This window comes from Paraburkholderia bengalensis (assembly GCF_037126505.1).
Lineage (GTDB): Bacteria > Pseudomonadota > Gammaproteobacteria > Burkholderiales > Burkholderiaceae > Paraburkholderia > Paraburkholderia bengalensis.
Window position 1 is genome coordinate 38689 of sequence record NZ_JACFYJ010000041.1, and the last position, 17059, is coordinate 55747.

Genomic DNA, 17059 nt, shown 5'->3' on the forward strand with positions numbered 1-17059 from the left:
ACATAACAGCGAACGTTCATGAACTTCTCCCCGTCACCGGGTCGGCATGCAGCGCGTCGCGTACGGGCCACGACTGCCACAGCCACAGCATTTCAGAAATCGCCAGCAGCGACACTGCGGCGAGCATCAGAATCACGGTCCAGCGGCTCACGGTGGGCAGTTTGCGCGGCGCGACGTGCGACAGCGTGTTCCCATAAGCGGCCTCGGACAACACGCGCTCGCGTCCGCCGAGATCCGGGCGGCGCTGATAAACAAACTCGTAGAGTTCCTCGCGATAGCTGCGCAGACGCGCCGCCGCGTCGGTATCGCGAAAGCGCCCCTGGAAGCCCATCGCCAGCGCGAACAGGTAGAGCCGCGCAAGATTGCGGTCCGACGGCTCGCGGTCCGACAGTAGCTGCTCGATGCGACGGAAAATCTGATCGCCGGCGACGTTGGTGCGAAACAGCGTCGATTCGAGCAGATAGCCCGTCCAGCGATCACGCCCGGACCACTGCGAGTTCAGCAGTATTTCGTCGGCGAGGACCGCTTTCAGATAGCGGGCGTCGGCGATCGTCTCCATCTCGAAGCGCGTGCTGTCACGCCGCGACTGCAGCGTCTGGATTTCGAGCAGATCGAGCAGATGACGACTCATGCTCTGCGCGGCGAGGTCCGGGTCGGCATCGGGCAACTCGGAAAATCGCGTCTGCGCCCTGACGAGCTCGTCGAGAAACGTGCGGAACTGTTCCGTCACGAGATCGTCTTCTTCGGGTTCGGGTCGGTTGCGTGCCATGCTCAGGTTGCCTTGATCGTTGCCTGTGTGTGCGCGTATGTGGTCGCTGTCGTGATCGCCATCATGGCGCGTGTCATCCCTTGACGAACAGCAGCATTTCCTGCGGCCGCTGCGCACTCGCACCTTCGTTGGGGTTGCCGATCACCAGTAGTTCGCTCGCCAGCACCAGCGCGTGCTCGGCTTGAACCTCGAACAGCAGGTAGCCCGAGCCCGAGCGCAAGCCGAGATCCTCGGCGTAATCGATGCCTCGCCGCGCGGCGCCGAGCACACGGCGACTGCGCAACGACGCATAGACCGACTGCGAGCCGATGACGGCGCCGTCCATCCACGCCAGCAGATCGCGATCCGACTGGCCGCGCAGACCGACCACGAGCCGCTCGCCGATCCAGTCCGGATGCAGCGAGATTTCGAATGCGCCGTGACGGAATTCGAACTTGTGCTCGCGATACTCTTCGTTGACTTCCGACATCGATTCGCGCAGCGAGCGCAACAGCGGCGTGAATACCGACAGCGGATCGGCGTGATCGTAGTCGGCAGGCACGGGCGGCAGGCCGCCCGGCTTGAGCATCGCGAGCGATCCGTTGAGCGCCGCCAGTGACAGATACAGCGAGAGCGGATGAAGATGCGGCGTGCGCAGCGTCGCTTCGGCTAACGGCAACGCACTGAGCAGGCTGCGCAAGCGGTCCTTGAGTTCCAGCTGCGTCAGCCGGTCGTCGACTTTCGACGAGGGATTCGCGGTTTGCCGCGCGACGAACGCAGCCTTGCCGCGCAGTTGCCCGAGCAGCGACGCCACGCTCGTCCAAAGCGGGTTGTCGCGCGCCACTTCCAGCAGCGGCGGCAGATGCTCGCCGAGCCGCACCACCTCGTTGTCCTTGTACAGCGAACCAAGCCGCAGATAGACGTGCATCGCCGACGGCAGTTCGCCCGCCGTGAGCGCGAGATTGGGCATCAGCCGCGGGATATCGACAGGCGGCGCATCGGAAACCTGATCCTCGACGGGTGCGCTCGCACTCGAACGGAATCGCTTGATCTGCGCGCTGCGGCGCATCGTGGCCGCTACAGGCAACACCAGGTAGAAATCGATCGGACCATTCGAGAGCGCGGCCGCGAACGGTTCGAGCGCCAGTTCAAGGCGCACCGCGCCTTCCGCTTCCGCGTGCCAGGTCACGGCCGTGCCATCGGGCATGATCGCGTCGAGTTCCAGTACACGCAGCAGCCCGGCGGGCAACAGGCCGTGGTCGAACACGAGACGCCGCACGCCCCAGCTGAACGGCGCGGCTGCAAGCGTCTGCCATGCAACCAGAGAATCGACACGCGACGCCATCTGCTGAAAATGCTGCGGCGAGAGCAGCATGCCCTCGAACCATTCGATACGGTCGGTCACCGCCATGTTGGCGTCATGCATCATTTCGCATCCAGAACGAAAAAGTTGTTGCCTTCGAGCTGCACCACCATGTGGCCGCTGAAGTGCTCGATCCGCGCGCGATGCGCGCCTGGACCCTCGTAATTGGCAAACACAAATGCGCCGGCAACGCGTGGCCCGGCAAAATCATCGCCGCTCACCTCGACGCGCTGGCCCGGCACGATCTCCCAGCCGCGATACCGCAGATTCTTCGGGTAGGTACTCACGAGATCGTTTCGTCCCGCAAACCATTTCGAGGCCGGCATCTCGGCAATGCGGGCAAGCAACGCGTCATCGCTCACGAGGACGATGTCCACGGCCACAGCGCTGTTGTTGTTGACTTCGTCGCTGGCGCTCAATGTCACCTGTGACCATTTCGCCTTCTCACCGCTCATCCCGAGGACGCTGCATCCTCCGAGCGCCCCAGCAAGGCACACTGCTGCGAGGAGCCCCGTTGTGCCCTTCGTCAGTTGCCTGCATGAGCGCGTCCAGTCGCGCGTGAATGCGCGCATCCGACCGTTGATCATCTCGCTCCCACTCCCATTCCCATCACCACGATCAGCGACGCCACCATCACGACGCAGCCCACGGCAAGCACCAGCTGTCCGCGCGTGAACGTGAAGCGCAACACCGGGTTCAATTCGACGACTGTGCCTCGCGTATCGACGGCGGCCGCCCGTTCCGATGGCAAGCCCGCCGAGACGAGTGCGATCACCGTACACACCGAAAGCAGGCTCAACACGTTGCGTGGCCCCTCGCAGATCAGATCGACCGTGACGAGAAGAATGCCTGCGGCCTCGACGGGCAGATTGAGCAACGACAGCACCAGACCCGTATAGCCGACCGTCGCGACACCGTTCTGCCCGGCCGATACGAATGCAGCGATCACCGACGCGGCGCAGATCACCACGATCTCACCCGGCCCAAGCGGCCGTTCGTAGAGGTTGGCTACAAACACCGTCGCCAGCGTGTAGTACAACGCTGAGCCAGCCCGAACGAACACCGAGCCGAACGGTACGACCAGTTCTACGACGCCTCGGCTGAATCCGAGGCGCCCGCTCATCGCTTCGATGGTATGGGGAATGGGCGCCGTGGCGCTGCCCGACGTGAGTCCGATCAGAAGCGGCGCTTTCAGGCTGCTGAGCACGCGCAGGAACGGCTGTCCCGCGCGCGTAGCGATCGTACCGATTGCCACCGTCGAGAGCACGATTGTGGACACGGCGAAGCACAGCAGCAGGCCGCTCATCGCACCGAGCGTGGCGCTTTGCGTGTGCGACGTCAGATTGGCGGCAACGCCAAGCACCAGCACCGGGATCAGCAGATTCGCATGCGCGATGATCGTTTCGAGGGAGCGATAGACACCTTCGAACACATTGCTCAGCATCTTTGTTTTCTCGCGCGAGAGCGCGGCGAACGCCATGCCGAACAGAAGCGTGCCCGTCAGGATGCCGAGCGAGCGCCCTTCCGCGAGCGCGCGATAAAAGTTGTCGGGGAAAATATCGGCGATGCTGAATACGCCGTTGGCTGCTTCATCGCTGCCGCCGCCGTGGTCGAACAACGTCACGCGCACTTCTTCCGCATCGCTGGCGCTCTTGAGAACGAGTTCGCCAAGGTGCGCATGCGCGGCTGCGGACAGGTGCTCGCCCGGCATGATGAGCACGCCCAGGAGCGTGCCGACGATCGCGCTGACCACCACGAGCCCGAGCGCAAGACCAACGATCGTGCCAACCCGCGTGCGCGGCTTCGGCAACGCGATGACCTGACGGAGGCCGAAGAATGTCGCCACGACGAGCAGCGGGATCGCCGCCATGTTAACGACTGACAGATACAGCTGACCAACGAAATACGCGAATTGTCCAACAGGCTCGGCAAACACACCGCACAGGCCACCCACCGCCAGGCAGACGATAAGGCCGAGCGTGCTTTGCGAGAGCGTGCGAAGCGTTTTCATTGCGGGCGATTCCAGCCGCGCTCGCACGCATACTTGACGGTGGCACGTGCCAGTTCGAGCGAACTGTCGATCAACGCGATTGGCAATGCGGCGACACGCTGCGCTGCCAGCGGGACTTCCGTGCAGGCCATCAACGCCGTCGTCACGCCCTGTTCGGCGAGCATCGTGAGAGCACGCTCGAGATGTGCTGCGGCGGCATCGAGGTCTGCGGACTTCACTTCGTCAATGCACGCGGCGACGAGCGGCTGCACCGTCTCATCGGGCGTGACGGGTTCGATGTCGCGTTCGGTGAGGGCGCGCTGATAGAAACCGGACACCAGTGCGCCGCCCGTCGCGAGCACAGCGACGCGTCGTGCTGTCGATGGCACCGCCGCTATGCAGATTTCGGCGATATTCAGCACGGGGGCAGCACTGTGCGCACGAATCTGCGGATACCAGTGATGCGCCGAATTGCACGGAATCGCGATCAGCCCGACGCCGTTCCTGTTCAGCATGTCGATGCCCGCGAGCAGCGCTGGCAGAGGATCGGCACCATTGCCGAGAATCGCGCTCGAACGGTCTGCGATATGTGGAAGGTTCGCCACCAGGAGCGGAAGATGCTCCTGGTCGCGGCTCGCTTGCGTGAGCCGCACGACCTTGTCCATGAAGTCCACGGTCGCAAGCGGCCCCATGCCGCCAAGAATGCCGATGAGTGCCATGGGCGGGTCCTAGATCTTCAGCGGACGAGGACAGATGACGGAAACCGCAGCCGCATTGCCGATCACGAGAATCAGCGTGCGCAGCATGTCACAGATGGGATCGACAGCAAGAAACAGGATGAACGCAGCTTCGAACGGCAGTCGCAGATAGGAGCAGGTCATACCCACCAGCGAAACGGTGACGAGCCCCGTCATGCCTGCTGAAGCGAATCCCGCCAGCACCGACGCAAGCAGCACGGTAACGACCTCGACAACGCCGAGCGAATGGCCGTACAACTGGGCGATGAAAAGCGTCGCGCACACGTAGTAGACCATCGGGCCGACACGCAACAGCGAGATCGTCAGCGGCACGAGCAGTTCGACGCGCGAACGGGCGAAGCCGAGGTTATCGACGAGACTTTCGATCATGCTCGGCATGCACGCCGCGCTGTTGCGGGTAGCCAGTGCGAGCGCAAACGGCGCGCGCAATGCGTCCAGCGTCTTGCCGAGGCTATGCGTCGAACGCTTCCAGATAATGACGGCTGCAAGCACCAGCAGGAGCGCCGAAGTGACAAAGAACGCCAGCACGAACTGCAGCATCGCGTGCAGCGGTCCGACGCCGGACTTGCCCAACTGTGCGGCGCTCATGCAGAACAGAATGAGGGGCAAGGCGTAGCTCAGCCAGTGCATCAGCTTCTGGCAAGCGTGGTAGATGGTTTCCAGCGACTGGCTAAGCCCGACGGAAATACGCTCCGGCACCCGCCCCACGGCAAGACCGAACAGCAGTGCGAAGACGAGCGCCTTCAGTGCGTCACCGTTCGCGAGCGCGGCGAAGATGTTGGTCGGCACGAGGCTCGTCAGCACGTCGGAGAAATTGAGCGTCTTTTGAGGCAAATCGGCGCCATACAGGTTCATCACCGTGTCGCTCGACGAACTGTCGCTGCCCACCATCAGGCCGAATGTCTGCATCGTTGCCGTCGAGATATTTGCGCCGGGATGCATGACCAGCAGCACGATTGCGCCCACAACCGCAACCGTTAGCGATGCGCCGAGGAATACCGTGACCACACGCATCAGCAGCCGCGAGGTGCCGCCGTCGCGAAAGAGTCGCTGCAAGCTGAAGATTACCGCCGATATCATGAACGGCAAGGTCGTCATCTTCAGCAGATCGACGTAGACGTCGCCGAGAAAGCCGAGCTTCTGCGACGCCTCAGGTGCAAACAGACCGAAAGCGCCACCGAGCGCGAGACTGCCGATGACCACCCACGGATTGAGCACAAAGGCGTAGATCCTGCTGGAATTCATTGTTCTGTTCTCTTTTGCGCGCTAGATGGGTTAGTGATCGGCGGCTTGCAGGACGGTACCGACGTCCAGCTTCGTGCTGCGATCAGCGAGGAACTGATTGACGAACGAAAGCAGGGCCGGCTCGTTCACGTTGACGCCAATGGCGAGCGTGTCTTCGAGATCCTGCAGCGTCACGACGCGCAACCGCAGCGACGCCGTGGGGTCGACCTTGAGAACCCGCTTCACTTCAAACTCGTCGCGATACGCGGCGGTGACATCGCCAGCATTGAGTGCCTTGAGCACATCCTCCCAGGTCGCGTAGCTGCGAACCTGCGCGTGCGGGAAGTTATTGACCACGTAACCCGCGTATGACGAGTTCGCCACTACGCCAATGGTGCTGTCATAGGAACGCACCACTTCCGGAACGGAGCGGCCGTGCGCCAGTTGCGCGAACTTCACGCGGTTGAGCAGCAGCGCGCGTTTCAGGCGCAAATAGGGCGTGCTAAACGCAATCACCGTCGCGCGTGACAACGTCCGCGATAGCTTGCTGACTGCGATGTCTGCCTGCCCTTTCGCGAGCAGGCTCACCGTGTCGTCGAACGTGTGTGCATCGCGATTGAATCGCACCTTGACGTGGAGCTTGGCCGCCATTTCGCGGGCGAGATCGATATCGAGCCCTGTGAGCTTGCCGTCATGCTCTTCGAAGAACGGCGGCTGATCGACGGATAGAACGGCAACCACGAGTTCCCCCCGACCGATGATGCGCGCGAACTCGGGTGCAAGCAGGCGGCCATCCGGCATCTGCACGAGACCTGTCGAGGTGACAACGGGCGCGCTGGCAGGTGCCGCCACGGCGGGCGCGCCAACCGGCTGCGCTGTTGCAGCGGACGCGCTTTGGGCAGTCACGCCTGCAACCAGCAACGCAACCCCCGTGAGGAAGTTGCCAAGCGCGCGCCGACAACCATGCATCACGCGCGGATCGTTGCAGACGGGGGTGAAAAGAGAACACGACATGACATTACCGATTTCAGGGAGTCGAAGAAGCGGGAAGCGCGGCGATGTCCGCGGTAGCCGGCGATGACGGTTGCGCGACGGCAGCGGGCGGAGCGGTGGCGGCGACGGGCGGCAACACGCGTGCCTCGTAGGTGGCCGTTTCCGTCGCAGGCGACGAATGATTCATGCGCGCGCCGATTTCCACACCCAGCAGAAACAGAAGCACGCACAGCAGGACTGCGCAGGTGATGGCAATCGTCACCATCCGCGAAGTCATCGAAAAAACGTATTGCATGGTCTCCTCGCGTTCAGGCGGTCATCGTGGTGAACTGCGCCGGCGCGACGACCTGGATCACGCCACCCCACGCGCAGGTCAGCTTCGACGAGTTCTGCAGCGCCGGCATCGAGCCGATCAGCACCGTCGGCGAGCCGGGCGCCCACGGCGCGGGCGTGACGGGAATGCACGGCATCGGCGTCAGCGCGCCCAGGGCGGCAGCCGTGGCGGCGGCCACCATGGGGTTGGCCATCGAACTGCATTGCCCGAACGGCATGATGTTGACCATCGGCGCGCAGTCCATGATGTTGGCCGCCGGCGCGCCGCACATCACCCGGTTGACGGGCAGCACCTGCAATGCCGACGGCGCGACGCCGAAACTGCATTGCAGCGTGGTGCCCGAAGTCACCTGAATCCCCATATCTGCCTCTTCCCCTGCCTTTATCCTCTGACCCACTTTTCCAGATTCCTGACAAGACGCGGTCCGCGCGCACTGCCCGCCTGCGGCGTGCCCGTATCAGGCGCATGCCACTCGCCGTGCGGCTTACCCTGCCGGTAGAGCCGTTCCTGCATCACCGTGCCGTCCGGTGCAAAGCGGCGCACGGTGCCGTGCAGCAGGTCCGCCTGATACGGCGAGCTCTGAACCAGCGCTCCGTTGGCGGCATATTCACGCGTCTCCCCTTCGAGCTTGCCCTTGCTGTAGCGCGCACGCTTCACCACGACGCCGTCGTGCATGAACACGGCTTCGCGCTCCAGTTTTCCCGCCTCGTATGTCATCTGCGACGTGACGAGCCCCGAAGGCGCATACGTCGCGCTCTCGCCGTGCAGCAGCCCGCTCACATAGTGATTACGGCTCGCAAGACGCCCGGCTTGATAGAAACATGTCACGCCGTCGAGCTTGCCCTTGCGATACTGTGCCTCCTGCACCAGCTGGCCTTGTCCGTCGAAAATGCGCAGACTGCCGTCGAGCAGGCCGTGCACATAGTTCGCGCGCGAGAGAGCGGTGCCGTTGGGCGCATAACTCACCGTTTCGCCGTGCGGCACGCCCCGGGCGAGCGACGCGCGGTTGACGAGGTTGCCCTCTGCGTCATGCGTCTCGACCACGACGGTTTCGACCTCGTCCGTACGGGGCGGCAAACTGCCGGCAAGCGTTGGCGTCGACATGGGCGTTCTCAGTTGAGCTGGACGATGCCGCCCTTGAGGGCGAGCTGACCACCGCCGTCGACCGTCTGCGTGGCCGAGGCCTTGTGCGAAACCGTCATGCCTTCGTTGCTGAGCGTCGTGCCCGCCTTGCTTGCGTGCGACGTGCCCGCCTCGCTCGCCAACGATGTCCCCGCCTTGATGCTGATCGACCCGGTGACTTCGATCACAAGGTTGCCGCCTACTTTCAACGTGTAGTTGCCGTCGATCTTGTGCGTGTGATCGCCGCTGACGTTGTGCGTGAACGCCGCGTGGTTCGTGTGGCTCTCATCGCCCGTCACGTCGACCGTACGCGTACCCTTGACGGTATGCGTCTCCTTTCCCTCGCTGACCTCGACGCTGCGATCGCCCTTCTGCACCACGTGCGTTTCCGCGCCGGCCTTGACCGTGGTCGAAAGCGCGTTTTCGATCTCGACGGTCATGTCCTTCTGCGCATGGACGTAAAGCTCTTCGGAATTGAGCTTGTCTTCCATGCGGATTTCATTGCCCGCCGTGCCGCCTTTCGATGAACGGGAGCGGATCACGCTTTGCGTCTGCATCGACGGCAAGGTCACGGGCACCGCGTTTGTGCCGTTGTAAACACAACCTGTCACGAGCGGGCGGTCGGGATCGCCGTCGACGTAGCTGACGACAACCTCTTCGCCGATGCGCGGCAGAAACAGATGTCCCCAGCCCGGTCCCGCCGATGCCTGCGCGACACGAACCCAGCACGAGCTGTTCTGATCGGCATCGGGCGTGCGATCCCAGTAGAACTTGAGCTTGATGCGCCCCTGGGCGTCGGTCCAGATCTCCTCATCCGACGGCCCGACCACTTTCGCCGTATGCGTGCCCGACACGACGGGTCTTGGTGTCACGAGCGGCGCGCGAAACGGCACGGTGGCAGGAAACACGTCGAACTCGTTGCCATACATCAGGTTCGAAGCGGCGTGGCGCACGGCACGTACCACGTAGCTGACATTGAGCGCGCTGTCGGGGTGGCCGCTCAACGTGAAGGTGGTGCCTGCCGTGAGGCCGTAGTAGCCGCCTTCACCGTGCCCCGTCTGCTGCCCGACGTTGTGCGCCTCGCGAAGCGTTCCGGCGATCTGGTCGCCGTGCGACGCAGCGACGTATTTGCCGGGAAACGTGAAGCGCGACCCGGTCGGAATGCTCGACGTGCCTTTCGACGACGACAGCAAGGTGGCCGCCTGTGTGTAGTCGTAGTCGCTGACGATATGCTCGCCGGCCACTACGCCGCGCGACATTTCGAATGCGCTGAGTCGCTGTGCTTGGGGACCGATGCTCGAATCGGGTGCGAAATAGAGCGTGCCGGCCGTCGTCGCTTCGTGTGCGGATGGGTCGTCCGCCAGCACCATCGTGTGCGCGCCGTCCGCAAAGGTGAAGAAGTAGAAAATGCCTTCCTCTTCCATCAGGCGCGAGATGAACTGGAACGCGCTTTCGTCGTACTGGACGCAATAGTCGCGCACCAGATAGTTGCCAGCGTGCTTCGTCCCGTCCTCGAAGGTCACGCCAAAGGCACCGAGCACCTGCTTGACGATGTCGAGTGCGCTCTGGTTTTGCCAGATGACGCGATCCTGGCCGAGCGTCAGCAGCCACAGGCGCGGCGCCAGTTCCGCAGAATAGAAACCGTACTGCACGTCCGCGCCCGCATGGGCGAAGCGCGTGACGATGCCATTGAAATAGCGCGTGGCGCCCGTGTGGTCTTTCAGCGTCACCGTCACGCTCTTGCCTACGATCTGCTGCGGATCGAGCGCCTTGTTGGTCGAGCGCATGCGCAGATCGAAGTGGTACAGCTCCGAGATGGCCTCGCGTCCGCCGAAACCATCGAGCAGCAGCACGTCCGTCCCGAACGGTGTCGAGACGGATGCAAAACAGTTCGCCTGGCTGGGCACGGTGGACATGCGCTTACGCCTCCTTCGGCAGGAAGCGGAACTCGATGTCGCCCGTCGCGCCCAGTGTGAGATGCACGCCGCCAAACGGCTCCGATATCGAGATTCTCTCGAGGACCTGGCGCGCCAGTTCCGGCAGGACCGACTGCGTCAGAATGTGGTCGACATTGCGCGCGCCGCTGTCGACTTCCTTGCAGCGCTGCGCGATCAGCGTGGCGAGATCCGCGTCCCAGGTCAACTGCGCGAGGTGGTTGCGCGTAAAGCGCTGCGCGAGCCGTTCGAGCTTCAGATTGACGATCGCGTTGATCTGCGCGTCGCCGAGGTGATAGTACGGCACGAGCACGAGCCGCCCGAGAAACGCCGGACTGAACTGCCTGAGCAGCGCCGGACGCAGCTTCTCGATCAGCGCTTCGGGCGGCGGGCGGCGGCCGCCGCGGGAGGCTTCCGTAATCACGTCCTGCGCCGCGTTCGACGTGAGCAGGATCAGCGTGTTCTTGAAGTCGATGGGGACGCCCTCACCATCTTCCATCACGCCCTTGTCGAACACCTGAAAGAACAGTTCCAGCACATCCGGATGCGCCTTCTCCATTTCGTCGAGCAGCACGACGCTGTACGGGCGGCGGCGCACCGCTTCCGTCAGTACGCCGCCACGGCCGTAACCGACATACCCCGGCGGCGCGCCCTTCAGTCCCGAGACGCTGTGCGCCTCCTGGAACTCGGACATGTTGACCGTGATCATGTTGCGCTCGCCGCCGTACAGCAGATCCGCCAGTGCAAACGCCGTCTCCGTCTTGCCGACGCCGCTCGGCCCAACGAGCAGGAAGACGCCGACCGGTTTGCCTGGATCGTCGAGATCGGCGCGAAACGTACGCACCCGGCGCGCGATGGCGTCGAGCGCTTCATCCTGTCCGACCACGCGTTCGGCAAGCTTGTCCTGCAGGTAAAGCACCGTATGCAGTTCGTCGGCGAGCATCCGGCCGACGGGAATGCCCGTCCAGCCGGATATCACCTTCGCGACCGTTTCCGAATCGACGCACACGGGGACCATTGGCTCGTCGTTTTGCACGGCTTCGAGGCCTTTCTCCAGCCGCGACAGATTCGCTGTCAGCGACTCGCCCTCTTCGGACTCCGCCGCGCCGCTCTGATCCGCCAGATAGGCGCGGATCTTCTTGCGCCAGGCGAGCACCTCTTCGACCGCGCGCTTTTCCGTCGAGAGCTTTTCGGCAAGGCGTGCGTGCTGCGCGCGCTCGTCTTCGAGCTGCTTCGTGATGGCAGCGATAGCGTCGGCGCGCTCGGCGCCCATGGCGGCTTCGTGACGCGCGATGCGAAGCTGGTTTTCGGCGGTATCGAGCGAGCGGCCGAGCGCTTCGATCTCTTCGGGCAACCCGTTTTGACCGATCGCGACGCGCGCGCAGGCCGTATCGAGCACGCTGATCGCCTTGTCCGGCAACTGCCGCCCGGAGATGTAGCGATGCGAGAGCTTCACGGCATCGCGGACCGCTTCATCGAGAATCTCGACCCCGTGATGCTCTTCGAGCTTCTGCACCATGCCGCGCAGCATGTCGATCGCGACGGCCTCGCTCGGCTCCTCGACCTTGACGACCTGGAAGCGCCGCGCGAGCGCTGGATCACGCTCCACGTACTTCTTGTATTCGGCCCATGTCGTGGCGGCAATCGTGCGCAGCTCGCCACGCGCGAGCGCCGGCTTCAGCAGGTTGGCCGCGTCACCCTGACCTTCGCTGCCGCCCGCGCCAATGAGCTGATGAGCCTCGTCGATGAAAAGAATCACGGGCACAGCCGACGACTTGACCTCCGCGATCACCGACTTGAGCCGGTTCTCGAACTCGCCCTTCACGCCGGCCCCTGCCTGCAACAGCGCAAGATCGAGCGAACGGACGGACACATTGGTCAGCGCGGGTGGCACGTCGCCTTGCACGATACGCTGCGCGAAACCTTCGACGACGGCCGTCTTGCCGACGCCCGCCTCGCCCGTCAGGATCGGGTTGTTCTGACGGCGGCGCAGCAGCACATCGATCAGTTGCCGGATCTCGGCGTCGCGTCCGCGAATGGGGTCGATCTTGCCTTCACGCGCAAGCCCCGTGAGATCCACGGTGTATTGATCGAGCGCAGTCTTGCGGCCCTGGCTCGCGCCGCCTTGCGCCATGAAAGGCATCGCCGCTTGCGCCTGGGGCGCAGCAGCGGGCGTTGCATTGGCTTGTCCTGCTTCCGGCGCCGCCGGTGAACCCGGCTGCGTGCCGCCGGCATCTTCAGCCGAACCTGCCAGCACGGCGCCAAGGCGCTCGCGCAAGCTCGCACGCGGAATATTCAGCAATGCGGGCGCTGACTCGAGCAGCATGCCGCGCAGACCGTCCACCTCGAGCAGTGCCAGCACGAGCGTGCCCGAGCGGATCTGCTGTTCGCCGAGCAGCATCGAACTGAGCAGCCACGCTTCCTGGAAAAGCGGAGAAAAATTCGGCGACAGCGCGGGCGTGCGTCCATTGCCGCGCTTGAACAGATCGACGGCCTTCTGAAGTTGCGCGGTGAGCGCTTCAGGTTTGATGCTGAAGTGCGCGAGAATCGCGCGCAGGTCCGGCGCATCGGATTCGAGCAGCGTCAACAGAAGATGCTCGACATCGACGTTGTAATGCGTCTGACGCACGCACAGTTGCGCGGCCTGCTCCATCGCAAGCTTGCATTCCGGGTTGAGCCGGCTCAACAGGGTTCGGATATCGATGTCCATGCGCGTTGTTCTCAGAGATTCGTTGGCGCGGGCGCAGCGGCTTCGCGCATGGCGAGGCGCACCGGCTTCGGCGTGTGAGTGTCGTGATTCGCGCCGCCCAGCCAGGAGGTCCAGCCGAGCCGAGCCGTACGCAAGCCGCCCGCCGCGCATTCGACACGTTGCGGCGCAAGATGCAGTACGAACTGCACATCGAAGTCCTGCTGCAGATACGACCTGATGAGCCACGCGGCCATCGCGTGATCCTGGCCGCCGGGTAGCAGCGCTTCGAAGCGCGCCTTCGTCAGTTCGGGAAACTCAATGCAGATGCCGTTCGCTTCGTCCCACGTGCGGCGTCCGAGCACTGCGGCGCCGCCCAGACGTGGCGTGCGGGAACCGGCGCGCGCGAGGCGCAGCGAATCGGCGGGATCGATTTCACGCCAGCCGCCGACGAACTGGGCACCGCGCACCTCGAGACCGAGGCGATCGGCAAGCAAAGTGCACAAGCCCATCATCGAACGCGGCGCGGCGCCTAGCAGGCCCGCGTGGCGCATCCACAGGTGTTCGCCATGCGGGCCGCGATTGGTGCCATTCGCGCCCGCACGCAGTCCGAGGTTGCTCAGCGCATCGAGCGCCGCCGCGAGTGCGGAGCCGTGCGGGGAGCGCCAGTTCAATCCCGGCGCGTGCTTCTTGCGGCTGCGATAGAGGAACGACAGAAAGCGATGGTTGAAGATGTCGAGCAGATCCGCCGACGCCGTGTCGCGTTGAGCGCGCCGCGCCAGCACCAGTTCCGTATAGGCCATCGGCAGCGGTCCGTTCGCGCCTGCCAGCGTAAGGACGGGCGTCGTCACCGTATAGCTCGCGTGCATGTCGTGTGCGCCATGCCGCTCGCGCGACGCGGACTCATGTTCATCCGCAACGTCAGCGTGGTGACCGCCGCGCGATCCGGCATGTTCTTGCACGCTGCGGATATCGCTCGGCTCGAACGCGAGCGAAACGTGGCCGACGAGACGCACAGCCTCGCCGAGACCGTTGCCGCGCCCAAGCGGCCGCGCCCACGGCGCAGCCCGTTCAAGCAGGCTGATCGCCTGGAACAGATCGAAGCTCTGGGGGTTCGCCTTGAGACGGGCGATCAGAGCAGCTGCTGGCAGCCCGTCATCGGCTCCCATTGCTTCCATATCTCGTCTCCACGGCGCACTACCAGCCGAACAAAGGAATTGACCGACGTGTACATCGCGAAGAAACGCGCGAGCACAGCGCCCATCAGCAAGGGCGAGCCGCCGACGAAGGTCTCGGGATCGAACTCGACGGTGACCTCAGTGCCGCGGCAGTAGCCGCGCCACGCGTCACTGCCGACATGCGCCGTGACGCTGCGCGCTTGCACGCTGCGGATGCCGCGAATCTGGTCTTGCTCACGCGTACCATCGGATGCGAAAAGCCGCAGCATCTCCTGCAACCGCGCCCGTCCCGTTGCACCGCTCACCAGCGAGTGATAGTTCAGCGTGAGCAGCGAGATCAGCCGCCACAGGGTCTCGCTTCCGAGCGATGGGCTGCGCTGCGCGGTAGGCTCATAGAGACAGCGCACGCGCGTGTTCTGCGACACCTTCTCGACCATCATGCGTGCGCCGACAGGCACGTGTTCGGCCAGCCGCCGGTTGGTGCACAGCACGTTCGCGTACACCACGGGTGCGCCTGGCTCGGACTGCGTGTTGGTGGCATCGACGAAACTCAGGAACATGTCTGTGCCGAGGACGTTCTCGCGCAGGCTATGTTCGCGCCGCGCCGACCAGAACACGGTGCTGGCATTCGTGTCGATGTGATCGATAGCGGCGAAACTGGGCACCGTTGTCACCCGGTCCGACGACGGGTCAGACGCGACCACAGACGCAATCGAATGAATTTCTGTCATCGACTCGCGCCGCTGGTCGGCGACGAGCCTGTATTCGTAATGTCGATGGTCGACGACGATCGGCTCGCTCGTCTGCGAAAACAGATTCACGATCGGCGTGCTGCCAAGCTGAAAATGTTCGGCACGCAACATCCCGAGGCCGCGCGGCGCGCGGTCGAGATGAAGCACGATCTCGCAGCGACGCCCTGATCCGAGCCGCCCTTCCAGATGATGCAGATCGAAGAAATGAAACTTGCGTGGAAAGGCGAAGTACTCCTGCATCAGCGAGTAAGCCGGCTGAGCGTTGGGGGGACGCGGCAATACGTCGTCGGTTTCTGCGTAGCCCACTTCGCGCCACGCGCGCGCCGGCAGCAGCGTTGCGGCTGCACGGCCTTCGGGGCGAACGGAAACATCCGCCACGCCCGACACCAGCAATTCATACAGCGGCATCGTCACCATCCAGTCGCCGTGGAGGTGGATGCGCAAATGCTTCAGTTCGAGTTCGGAAAAGTCCACGCCCGGCGAGCATTCCAGCGTGAGACGCAGCGTCGAATCGTCGCCGAACGCGGCGTGACTGAGCTTCACCGGCCACAGCACTGTGTCCCACGCCGTGCGGAAACGGCATGTCTCGCCTGTTTCCGTGCGCGCCTGCAGGCCCGTGTGACGCGGCACGAGAAACCCGGCTGTTACCTTGCCCTGGGTCGGATCGAGATCGAACTGCGCGATCGTCATCGACGGCACAGGCTGCACGAGCGAAGGACACACGTTGTCGAGCAACGCCGATGCGACCTGCGGAAACTCCTGGTCGAGATCGCGGTGAACCCGCGCAGCAAGAAAGGCCGTCGCTTCGATCAGCCGCTCCGTGTGCGGGTCGAGTGACTCCGTGCCGTGCAGCGCGAGGCGCGATGCGATCTTCGGGTAACGGCGAGCGAAGTCCGCACCTTGCAGACGCAGGTACGAGAGCTCGCGCTTGTAGTACTGAAGGATGTCGTCGGGCGCCATGTCAGCTCTCAGCAGCAGTCCGGGCCTCGCTGACCGTGTGACTGTGCGTCGTCAGTTCGAAAGCGACGTGCGCGACGCTGTTGCCGGACCGCAATTCTGCGTCGATGGTCAGCACAGCGTGCGTCGAGTGATCGGAAGGGAACACAAAGCCCACGGTGACGTTGGCGAGGCGCGGTTCGAACAGCGTAATCGCGCGTCTGACGACAGCGGCAATTGCGTCCCGATCAGGACCGGAATGCAACGACCTCTCGGAAAAGTCTGGCACGCCGTAGTTGAGTACGGTGCCGTCGCTGACTGCAAATTGTTCAAACGTCAGGCGCGATCGTGTGTTGAGCAATCTGCCGAGCTCGCGCGCAACCGACTCCCGCAGCGCATCGGCGCCTGAGAGCTGCGCCTCGCCGCTGGCGGCGAGGCGGTCGAACAGTGGCATCGATGAACCGCTGACGATTGCCGGCATTGCGCGATGACTCCAAATAACGCTTCTTTAGCGCCGGATTCCGGCGCAACCGCGATGATCAGGCCGCCGGAGGCGCAGAAACGTTCTTCGACAGATCCCAGCCGAACGAGGCCGTGCCCTTCTTCGTCGAATCGACGTTCTGCTGCGTGTAGACGGTCGTGATCTTCGAGAAGTTGATCGAGAAGGTATCTGCCGACTCGCCGCCGCCGCTCGTCGAAATCGACGAAATCATCGCGTCGCTCAGCGTGTACGTGAGCAGCGACATGAACTTGCCGTTCTCGTTGCGGCCGATGGAAATCGTTGCATCGCCGAGCTTGGTGCCAGCAGCGCACGCGGAATACAGCGCGGGCGTGGCCTGATCGGTCGCCTTGCTCAGGCTGAACTCCTGGAAGCTCGGACGGCCCATTGTGCGTTCCGTATTGCCGACGTCGCGGTTCATCGAGATCGACACGCCGATCGAATACGAATACAGCACGATCTGATCCGTCGCGCCGTCGAGCGTCGAATTGCCCTTGATGTCCTTGATCTTAAGAAGAACGGTATCCATGAATCTCTCTTAT

The 17059-nt window shown here is 63.7% G+C and carries 16 protein-coding genes; all 16 read right to left on the bottom strand.

The features are described from left to right. Positions 1–16: 16 nt before the first annotated feature. The 16 genes from H3V53_RS23050 to H3V53_RS23125 all read right to left on the bottom strand — a co-directional run bounded on the left by H3V53_RS23050 (position 17) and on the right by H3V53_RS23125 (position 17046). Positions 17–769: a DotU/TssL family secretion system protein gene (locus H3V53_RS23050; RefSeq protein ID WP_054922154.1), complete on the bottom strand. Its 753-nt coding sequence runs from the start codon at positions 767–769 to the stop codon at positions 17–19. 73 nt (positions 770–842) lie between these two features. After that, positions 843–2177, bottom strand: coding sequence for a type VI secretion system baseplate subunit TssK (tssK, locus tag H3V53_RS23055; protein ID WP_336599925.1), 1335 nt, complete (start codon positions 2175–2177; stop codon positions 843–845). Beyond that, positions 2174–2566, bottom strand: coding sequence for a hypothetical protein (locus tag H3V53_RS23060; RefSeq protein ID WP_336599926.1), 393 nt, complete (start codon positions 2564–2566; stop codon positions 2174–2176). The genes tssK and H3V53_RS23060 overlap by 4 nt, the downstream gene beginning before the upstream one ends. A 128-nt stretch (positions 2567–2694) precedes the next feature. Continuing rightward, positions 2695–4122: a dicarboxylate/amino acid:cation symporter gene (locus H3V53_RS23065; protein WP_336599927.1), complete on the bottom strand. Its 1428-nt coding sequence runs from the start codon at positions 4120–4122 to the stop codon at positions 2695–2697. Further along, positions 4119–4820, bottom strand: coding sequence for a cysteate racemase (cuyB, locus tag H3V53_RS23070; RefSeq protein ID WP_336599928.1), 702 nt, complete (start codon positions 4818–4820; stop codon positions 4119–4121). Before cuyB ends, H3V53_RS23065 begins: the two co-directional genes overlap by 4 nt. A gap of 9 nt (positions 4821–4829) precedes the next feature. Further along, positions 4830–6104 (bottom strand): dicarboxylate/amino acid:cation symporter, encoded by a 1275-nt coding sequence (locus H3V53_RS23075; RefSeq protein WP_336599929.1) that lies wholly within the window; start codon positions 6102–6104, stop codon positions 4830–4832. A 30-nt stretch (positions 6105–6134) separates the two neighbouring features. Next, entirely contained in the window at positions 6135–7052 is a 918-nt protein-coding gene (locus H3V53_RS23080; RefSeq protein WP_419539558.1) for a substrate-binding periplasmic protein, read from the bottom strand. Positions 7053–7110: 58 nt separating this feature from the next. After that, positions 7111–7371 (bottom strand): hypothetical protein, encoded by a 261-nt coding sequence (locus H3V53_RS23085; RefSeq protein WP_054922166.1) that lies wholly within the window; start codon positions 7369–7371, stop codon positions 7111–7113. Between the two features lie 13 nt (positions 7372–7384). Next, positions 7385–7771: a PAAR-like protein gene (locus H3V53_RS23090; RefSeq protein ID WP_054922168.1), complete on the bottom strand. Its 387-nt coding sequence runs from the start codon at positions 7769–7771 to the stop codon at positions 7385–7387. A gap of 20 nt (positions 7772–7791) precedes the next feature. Continuing rightward, positions 7792–8514 carry a toxin-antitoxin system YwqK family antitoxin gene (locus H3V53_RS23095; RefSeq protein ID WP_336599931.1) on the bottom strand — a complete coding sequence of 241 codons (723 nt, stop codon included), beginning with the start codon at positions 8512–8514 and terminating at the stop codon, positions 7792–7794. 8 nt (positions 8515–8522) lie between these two features. Beyond that, on the bottom strand, positions 8523–10448 hold the full coding sequence (tssI, locus tag H3V53_RS23100; RefSeq protein WP_336599932.1) for a type VI secretion system tip protein TssI/VgrG: 1926 nt from the start codon (positions 10446–10448) through the stop codon (positions 8523–8525). A gap of 4 nt (positions 10449–10452) precedes the next feature. After that, complete coding sequence (gene tssH, locus H3V53_RS23105; RefSeq protein ID WP_336599933.1) at positions 10453–13176, bottom strand: type VI secretion system ATPase TssH; 2724 nt, start codon at positions 13174–13176, stop codon at positions 10453–10455. Positions 13177–13187: 11 nt separating this feature from the next. Continuing rightward, a complete protein-coding gene (gene tssG / locus H3V53_RS23110; RefSeq protein WP_336599934.1) occupies positions 13188–14330 on the bottom strand; it encodes a type VI secretion system baseplate subunit TssG in 1143 nt (380 codons plus the stop codon). Next, positions 14285–16042: a type VI secretion system baseplate subunit TssF gene (gene tssF / locus H3V53_RS23115; RefSeq protein ID WP_336599935.1), complete on the bottom strand. Its 1758-nt coding sequence runs from the start codon at positions 16040–16042 to the stop codon at positions 14285–14287. Before tssF ends, tssG begins: the two co-directional genes overlap by 46 nt. Before the next feature lies 1 nt (position 16043). Beyond that, positions 16044–16499 carry a type VI secretion system baseplate subunit TssE gene (gene tssE, locus H3V53_RS23120; protein ID WP_336599936.1) on the bottom strand — a complete coding sequence of 152 codons (456 nt, stop codon included), beginning with the start codon at positions 16497–16499 and terminating at the stop codon, positions 16044–16046. 58 nt (positions 16500–16557) lie between these two features. Then, complete coding sequence (locus H3V53_RS23125; protein WP_054922178.1) at positions 16558–17046, bottom strand: type VI secretion system tube protein Hcp; 489 nt, start codon at positions 17044–17046, stop codon at positions 16558–16560. Positions 17047–17059: the final 13 nt, after the last annotated feature.

Excerpts from the sequence above, each read along its gene's own strand:
- H3V53_RS23095 (WP_336599931.1), bottom strand. The coding sequence starts at position 8,514 with ATGTCGACGCCAACGCTTGCCGGCAGTTTGCCGCCCCGTACGGACGAG.
- tssI (WP_336599932.1), bottom strand. The coding sequence starts at position 10,448 with ATGTCCACCGTGCCCAGCCAGGCGAACTGTTTTGCATCCGTCTCGACA.
- cuyB (WP_336599928.1), bottom strand. The coding sequence starts at position 4,820 with ATGGCACTCATCGGCATTCTTGGCGGCATGGGGCCGCTTGCGACCGTG.
- tssK (WP_336599925.1), bottom strand. The coding sequence starts at position 2,177 with ATGATGCATGACGCCAACATGGCGGTGACCGACCGTATCGAATGGTTC.
- tssF (WP_336599935.1), bottom strand. The coding sequence starts at position 16,042 with ATGGCGCCCGACGACATCCTTCAGTACTACAAGCGCGAGCTCTCGTAC.
- H3V53_RS23075 (WP_336599929.1), bottom strand. The coding sequence starts at position 6,104 with ATGAATTCCAGCAGGATCTACGCCTTTGTGCTCAATCCGTGGGTGGTC.
- tssE (WP_336599936.1), bottom strand. The coding sequence starts at position 16,499 with ATGCCGGCAATCGTCAGCGGTTCATCGATGCCACTGTTCGACCGCCTC.
- H3V53_RS23060 (WP_336599926.1), bottom strand. The coding sequence starts at position 2,566 with ATGAGCGGTGAGAAGGCGAAATGGTCACAGGTGACATTGAGCGCCAGC.
- H3V53_RS23085 (WP_054922166.1), bottom strand. The coding sequence starts at position 7,371 with ATGCAATACGTTTTTTCGATGACTTCGCGGATGGTGACGATTGCCATC.
- H3V53_RS23125 (WP_054922178.1), bottom strand. The coding sequence starts at position 17,046 with ATGGATACCGTTCTTCTTAAGATCAAGGACATCAAGGGCAATTCGACG.
- H3V53_RS23065 (WP_336599927.1), bottom strand. The coding sequence starts at position 4,122 with ATGAAAACGCTTCGCACGCTCTCGCAAAGCACGCTCGGCCTTATCGTC.
- tssH (WP_336599933.1), bottom strand. The coding sequence starts at position 13,176 with ATGGACATCGATATCCGAACCCTGTTGAGCCGGCTCAACCCGGAATGC.
- tssG (WP_336599934.1), bottom strand. The coding sequence starts at position 14,330 with ATGGAAGCAATGGGAGCCGATGACGGGCTGCCAGCAGCTGCTCTGATC.
- H3V53_RS23090 (WP_054922168.1), bottom strand. The coding sequence starts at position 7,771 with ATGGGGATTCAGGTGACTTCGGGCACCACGCTGCAATGCAGTTTCGGC.
- H3V53_RS23080 (WP_419539558.1), bottom strand. The coding sequence starts at position 7,052 with ATGCATGGTTGTCGGCGCGCGCTTGGCAACTTCCTCACGGGGGTTGCG.
- H3V53_RS23050 (WP_054922154.1), bottom strand. The coding sequence starts at position 769 with ATGGCACGCAACCGACCCGAACCCGAAGAAGACGATCTCGTGACGGAA.